Below are 6448 nucleotides of genomic sequence, written 5' to 3'. Positions count from 1 at the left end.
GGTTCCGGCCCGCGTCTCCCAGTCCCGGTCGCGATAGCCGTTGCGCTGGGCCAGACGAAGCGGGTTCTTCTCGCCATAAGCGGCGCCGGTGGCCGCACCCACCTCCATCTCCATCAACCGCTCGGCGGCAAAGCCGATCATCTCGCGCAGGAGATCGGCGTCGGGGGTCTTCTCCACCAGCGCGCGCAGGTTCATCATGTCGTCGGTCATCGGTGTTCCTTCCGGAAAGGGGTTGGTCTCGCAACCAGACCCTACCGGAAAGCGCCGATGACCGCCGCGCTACCCAGCTACACCACGTCCGGGGACGTCACCGCCAGAGGAGAGCTGCCGTTCGAAATCGCGAAAACAAACCGTCTGTCCAGCCCAGCGATGAGCGATCAGCGGCTCGAGCCACGCCAGATCAACAGGCGACACGTCGGCGAGATGGAACGACCAGGTGTGTTCCCCAAACGGAGCGCGAGCGGCTTCGAGGATCGTGATCTCGGCGCCCGTTGGGGCCAGCCGCTGCGCCAGCAGCGCGGCCGTCAAACCAGCCCCGGCGATAACCAGTCGCTGACGCACCTGAGATAAGGACAAACCGGCACCTCTGGATTGAAGAGCCGGCGGAGGGACCTGCTCGGATGCCTGAACGTCCTATCCGCTGTTTGGTTGCGGCCGGCGAGCCTGGAGGTGGCGCGTGACGAAGGCTGCATCCTGTCAAGCAACAGGGCGGCTCGCTCCTGACGTGGATTATCCTTGACTTCGTCCGGAGGTAGCGGAGCCTTGTTCCGTCCCGATCCAACCTAGAGAAAGCAAATGTCGCGCACCATCATCTCCACCCAAGCGGCTCCGGCGGCGCCGCCTTCCTACAGTTAGGCCGTAAAGGCCGCAGGATTAGTTTTCGTGTCGGGTACAGCGCCAATTGATCCGTCCACTGGCGAGTTGGTCAAAGGTCCGGTCCAGGCCCAGGTGGCCCAGTGCCTTCGAAACATCTCCGCTATTCTCACCGCCGCTGGCAGCAGTCTGGAAAAAGCGGTTAGTGCGACGCTGATTGTGGCCGATGAGGAAGACTTTGCCGGTGCCAATGAAGAGTGGCTCAAGTGGTTTCCTCAGAACCCACCTGCCCGGCAAGGCGCGAAGATGCCGGTCCGCATCGCGGATATGAAGGTCTCGATCGCCATGATCGCTGAGGCGTGAGTTCTCTCCTCTAATTGCGAGACAATAGCGTCTGTCTAGCCCCGCCTCAGGGCACCGTGGTAGATAGTCGATCCTTCGCGGATTGCGGTGCCCGCCGCTTTCCCCCTCTTCGGGATTTCCCCGACGTGCAAACAGCCATAACCCCGCATACGCCGGTCTTATGTTGCGCATCGATCCCATTCATTTGACATATGGATGGGCACGACCTTAGTTGCGCATCAACAGGGAGGCTTGGATTGGGGGGATGACCAAAGTGATGGGACCGGCAGACGGGAGTGGCCTGCTGCAGATCCAGTCTGCCTGTGTCAGCTTCGGTGCAGTCGAAGTGCTGGCGGGCGTAGACCTCGAGTTGCGCAAGGGCGAGTTCGTCTGCGTCATCGGCCCGTCGGGCAGCGGCAAAACGACTCTCCTGCGCCTGCTGGCCGGATTGCTGCCGCCCACGTCGGGATCCGTCACCTTTCGGGGAAAGGCTCATACCAAGCCGTCGCGCGACGTTGCCATCGTCTTCCAGGACTATGCCAACGCGCTGCTGCCGTGGCGCACGGCTGAAGCAAACGTGTCTCTTGCGCTGGAGGCGGCAGGTGTTCCACGTGCCCAGCGCCCTGCCCGCATCAGGGAATTGCTGAACAAGGTGGGGCTAGGCAACAGTACGCAGAAATATCCGACCGAAATGTCGGGCGGCATGCAGCAGCGGCTTCAGATCGCGCGATGCCTGGCGCAGGAGCCGGACGTGTTGCTGATGGACGAGCCGTTCGGCGCCCTGGATGCAATGACCCGGCAGAAACTTCAGGACGAAGTGCTCGCCATCGTCGCGGAGAGCTCGGTAACGGCATTCTTCGTTACCCACGACCTGGAAGAAGCGATCTATCTCGGCGACCGGATCATCGCGCTGGAACCTAATCCCGGGCGCGTCTGCCGCGTGTTCGATGTGAATCTGCCCCGCCCGCGCAATCAGCTTTCCACTCGGGAAATGCCTGAGTTTTTGCGACTGCGGCGCGAGTTGTTCGACTTCATTCAGCAGTTTGAGCAATGAGCCTGCTGCGTGGCCTCGCCATCCCCGCCGCGCTGATCCTGCTGTGGCAAGGATTGGCGATGTGGCATGACCTGCAAAGCGACACCTTAGCTGCGCCACGCGAAATCATATTGGCGTTAGGCGCTGCGCTCACGGGCTCGACCATCTGGAAAGATACGGCCGACACATTCGCCGCCGGAGGGCTCGGGCTGGCACTGGGGTTTGGATTGGGTGCGGCGACAGGCGTTCTGTTCGGGATTCTTCCTCCCTTGTCCAGGCTGATGCGGGTGACGGTTGAGCTGCTACGCCCCCTGCCGTCGATATCGATCGTGCCGATCGCGCTGCTGATATTTGGCTTTGGCTACAGCCTCGAAATCGCGATCGTCGCCTTTGCCACCTATTTTCCCGTTCTGGTGCTGACGGAAAACGCAGTCCGGCAGATCGAGCCGCGACTTTGGGAAGTGGCGCGGGCGCTGGATCTCTCCTTTGCCGCACGTGTGATCAAGATTGTCGTTCCGGCGGTCGTTCCTCGTCTCTTCGTCGCATTGCGGCTCGCAGCCGGCATTGCGCTCATCGTCGCCATCACCGTCGAGATCGCCGCCAACCCCATGGGATTGGGCGCCCGGCTCATGCAAGCCTCCGCTTCCCTGCGACCAGCAGACATGTTTGCCACCCTGTTCTGGGTGGCATATCTCGGCTGGTTACTGAACTGGGTGATGCTGCGCCTGCAGGGCCTGTTGTTTCCTGCAACGAGGGGAGCTCCGCGATGAAGGCATCCCGGCAGATGTTCTGGTTCCTGGCCTCGGTCGGCGTGTTTGTGGTGCTGCTTGCCGGCTGGCAGGCTCTGGCCGACGCGCGCCTACTGCCCCGCGCCTTCTTTCCCGGTCCCGACCTGACATGGCGCGCCCTGCAGCGAGGCCTTGCCAGCGGGGACATGCTGCAGGACACCTTCACGACCCTGCGCCGGCTCGCGCTTGGCTGGGCTCTGGCCTCTGTTATTGGCGTAGGCTTGGGTGCCATCGTTGGCACGTCAGCTTGGGCGCGTGCCTGGGTAGCCCCCATGTTTGAAGCACTTAGACCGCTGCCGGCGTCCGCTATCGCACCTGTCGTCATGCTGCTGTTGGGCCTGACCGACGCCATGATCCTCACCTTGATCGCCTTTGGCGCCCTGTGGCCGATGCTGCTGACAACTGTGCACGGGTTCTCCAGCATCCATCCGCGTCGCCTTGAAGTGGCGCAATCACTCGGCCTGTCGCGGGTAGAACTGATCTGGAAAATCGCGCTGCCCGGCGCGCTGCCGGACATCATGAGCGGCCTCCGCCTGGGGCTGACGGTTGCGCTTATCCTGGTGGTGGTGGGCGAGATGATTACGGTTCAGGGCGGCCTCGGCTCCAGCATCTTGCTTGCCGCGCGGGCCTTCAATGCTCCCGGCATTTTCGCCGGGATCGCCGTGCTCGGCGTGATCGGCCTGGTCACAAACGCATTCTTTGCCTGGGTCGAAAAATACGCGCTGCGCTGGCAACGCCGCTAGTCAAATAAAAGAGGAGGAAATTCGCATGAACCGCAGAACGTTGATCGGGGTCGGTACAGCCCTGCTTCTGGCCGCTACCACGCCTTTTGTGAACGCGCAGGAACGCACCGAGGTGACGTTGCTCTATACGGCAACGTCAGGCTTCCTGACCGCATGGGTCGCGACTGACCAGGGCTTGTTTGCCAAGCACGGCGTAGACGTCACGCCGCAGCTGGCTAGCAACGGCTCAGTCATCGTGGCAGGCATCGTATCCGGTTCTGCGCAGGTTGGCTTGCCGACGCCAACCGTCGCGCTGCAAGCAGTCGACAACGGCCTAGAGCTACGCGCATTTGCATCCACCAACGTGTTCCCGGACCCGGCGAACGGTGGTGTCGTCGTCGGTGCCGACAGCGGCATCAACGAGGCCAAAGACCTTGTCGGAAAGCGCGTCGGCGTGCCGGGCATTGGCGGTCTCCTCGACGTCACCATGCGTCAGTGGCTCATATCGCAGGGAGTCGATCCGAAGTCAGTCAACATCGTCGAGATCTCCCTGCCGCAGACGGGGGACGCCATCAAGGCCGGCCAGGTTGATGCGGTTGCGAGCGTCGATCCGTTTTCCTCCCGCGCCGTCCAGTCGGGCGTCGGCAAACTGATTGGCGATTATTTGGAAGTTGTTACGCCAAATTCCGCTGCCGGCATTTTCGTTACGACGGCCGAATGGGCCGAGGCCAATCCTGAAGCGATCGCAGGGATGCAGCGAGCCCTGAGCGAAGCCGCAGATTTTATTCGCGCGAATCCGGATGCGGCACGCGAGAGCGTAGCGCGCTACACCAGCCTGCCAGCTCCCGTCGTAGCCAATCTGCCGATGCCGAATCTCGGCGGCGAACTGAAAGCTGAGGAGAGCCTCGGCTTCTGGCAAAAGCTGGCCCTTGAGCAGCAGTTGATCAGCGAACCCGTTGATCTCGACCAGTTCATCATCCCGTTCCCAGCGAACTGATCGCTGCAAGATGCAAACCGCCCGGTTCTGCTCGGCCCGGGCGGCAGGAGACGATTCATGAAATTTGTGACACTTAATGACGGGACGCCGGACGGCCGTCTTCATCTCGTCAGCCGCGATCTGAAGCGGGTCGAACCTGCAAGAGGCCCAACCACCCTGCAGGCGCTTATTGAGTCCTGGGAGGAGCACGCTCCTGCTCTTGAGCGGCAGTATGCTGAACTGAACGCTGGTGGCGGCAGCCCCTTTGATCCCGCCCGAGCAATGGCTCCGCTGCCGCGCGCGTGGCAGTGGCTCGACGGCTCAGCCTACCAAAGCCACGGAGACCTGATGACGAAAGTCTTCGGCATCAAGGCCGAGACTGACCCTTCAAGGCCGCTGATGTATCAGGGCATGTCGGATCATTTCATTGGGCCGACCGAGGATGTTCCCCTGCCGTCAGAGGACGACGGCATCGATTTCGAAGGCGAATTCGGCATTATTTGCGATGCGGTTCCGATGGGCACCCCAGCCGAAGCGGCGCGCAGCCACATCCGTCTGGTCGTCCTGATCAATGACTGGTCGTTGCGCGCAATCGCCCCGATCGAGATGAAGACGGGCTTTGGTTGGCTCCAGTGCAAGCCGGCCTGCTCGATGGCACCGGTTGCTGTCACTCCCGATGAGCTGGGTAGCCACTGGCGCGATGCCCGTGTGGATCTGCCGTTGCTGATCGATTGGAATAGCGAACGTTTTGGTGCGGCGCGTGGCTATGAGATGAGCTTCGGGTTTGACCAGCTTGTGGCGCACGCGGCGCGCACGCGAAATCTGGTAGCAGGCACCATCATTGGCTCCGGTACCGTTTCGAATGCGAATTTCCGGGAAGTCGGCTCCTCGTGCATCGCCGAACGCCGCGGCATAGAGATGCTCGATCTTGGCGCCCCGAAAACTGGCTTCATGCGCTTCGGAGACCGCATTCGCATGGAATGCATCGGCGCCGACGGCGTCTCGGTTTTCGGTGCGATCGATCAGGCCGTCGTGAAGGTCTGATCGTCAGGGCTAGAGGTCGAAAAGGGCGGCGGCCGTGCCGCCCATCACCGCCACGCGATCTGCCTCATTGAGTGCAGACGCGACCTGGTCCGGCCGGCAGTCCGCCATGTCGAACGGATAGTCGGTTCCAAACATGACACGATCGGCGCCCATATAACGGACAAGGTCCGCTAGTCGCTGACGGTCGAAGACAACCGTATCCACCCAGATGTTGCGCAGGTAGCTGGACGGTTCGCGTGCACAGCTCCTTGCCTCCGGCCGCACCCGCCAGGTGTGATCGGACCGGCCGATATAGGCAGGCAGGTATCCGCCACCATGCGCGCCGACTACCTTGAGGCGCGGGAAACGGTCGAACACGCCACTGAAGATCAGGTGACTGAGCGCGATGGTTGTCTCGGTTGGCTGTCCTATCGCGTTGGACAGGTAGAAGCGGTTGAGCCGTGCTCCAAGCGAAGGTAAGCGATGTCCCGGCTCCACCTTTCGCGCTGGGGCGTGAAGGACGATGTTCGAAGCCTTTGAGGGCTTCGACATATGCCGATTTCAGAGTTTACGCTTAAGCCCAGGGATGATGAGCCGGTCCGCCGGCTGGAGATATTCACTGGTTCGGGTCGCCGGCGCGAGTGGCCGCCGGAGGAAAAAGCCCGGATTGTTGCGGAGAGCTACGAGGCGGCCGAGACGGTCTGTGCCGTGGCACGCCGACACGGCCTGACACCGCAACAGCTGTTCACCT

The 6448-nt window shown here is 62.0% G+C and carries 9 protein-coding genes and 1 pseudogene; 8 read left to right on the top strand and 2 right to left on the bottom strand.

What is annotated here, in order from left to right:
- A partial coding sequence (locus L630_RS0120215) for a transposase (protein WP_024849992.1) occupies window positions 1-210 on the bottom strand: 210 nt, incomplete at its 3' end.
- Between the two features lie 57 nt (window positions 211-267).
- Between L630_RS0120215 and L630_RS23520 the strand changes: the two genes are divergently transcribed.
- The 7 genes and pseudogenes from L630_RS23520 to L630_RS0120180 all read left to right on the top strand — a co-directional run bounded on the left by L630_RS23520 (window position 268) and on the right by L630_RS0120180 (window position 5718).
- Complete coding sequence (locus L630_RS23520; protein WP_024849991.1) at window positions 268-570, top strand: hypothetical protein; 303 nt, start codon at window positions 268-270, stop codon at window positions 568-570.
- Window positions 571-867: 297 nt separating this feature from the next.
- A pseudogene (locus tag L630_RS21990) lies at window positions 868-1176 on the top strand (RidA family protein); the annotation flags it as partial.
- Window positions 1177-1420: 244 nt separating this feature from the next.
- Window positions 1421-2209 carry an ABC transporter ATP-binding protein gene (locus tag L630_RS0120200; RefSeq protein WP_024849990.1) on the top strand — a complete coding sequence of 263 codons (789 nt, stop codon included), beginning with the start codon at window positions 1421-1423 and terminating at the stop codon, window positions 2207-2209.
- Complete coding sequence (locus L630_RS0120195) at window positions 2206-2958, top strand: ABC transporter permease subunit (protein WP_024849989.1); 753 nt, start codon at window positions 2206-2208, stop codon at window positions 2956-2958. The genes L630_RS0120200 and L630_RS0120195 overlap by 4 nt, the downstream gene beginning before the upstream one ends.
- Window positions 2955-3719, top strand: a complete 765-nt coding sequence (locus tag L630_RS0120190; RefSeq protein WP_024849988.1) for an ABC transporter permease — start codon at window positions 2955-2957, stop codon at window positions 3717-3719. Before L630_RS0120195 ends, L630_RS0120190 begins: the two co-directional genes overlap by 4 nt.
- Window positions 3720-3744: 25 nt before the next feature.
- Window positions 3745-4695, top strand: coding sequence for an ABC transporter substrate-binding protein (locus tag L630_RS0120185; protein ID WP_024849987.1), 951 nt, complete (start codon window positions 3745-3747; stop codon window positions 4693-4695).
- A 57-nt stretch (window positions 4696-4752) separates the two neighbouring features.
- Window positions 4753-5718 (top strand): fumarylacetoacetate hydrolase family protein, encoded by a 966-nt coding sequence (locus tag L630_RS0120180; RefSeq protein ID WP_024849986.1) that lies wholly within the window; start codon window positions 4753-4755, stop codon window positions 5716-5718.
- A 9-nt stretch (window positions 5719-5727) separates the two neighbouring features.
- Here the strand turns inward: L630_RS0120180 and L630_RS0120175 are convergent, their stop codons facing one another.
- The gene (locus tag L630_RS0120175; protein WP_024849985.1) at window positions 5728-6249 is read right to left on the bottom strand and encodes an amidohydrolase family protein; all 522 of its coding nucleotides are present in this window, start codon (window positions 6247-6249) and stop codon (window positions 5728-5730) included.
- Between L630_RS0120175 and L630_RS0120170 the strand changes: the two genes are divergently transcribed.
- The coding region (locus L630_RS0120170; RefSeq protein ID WP_024849984.1) for a transposase at window positions 6250-6448 on the top strand (199 nt) is incomplete at its 3' end.

This window comes from Aminobacter sp. J41 (assembly GCF_000526635.1).
Classification (GTDB): domain Bacteria; phylum Pseudomonadota; class Alphaproteobacteria; order Rhizobiales; family Rhizobiaceae; genus Aerobium.
The sequence above is the reverse complement of the archived record's forward strand: the minus strand, read 5'-3'. Positions and strand labels throughout refer to the sequence as shown.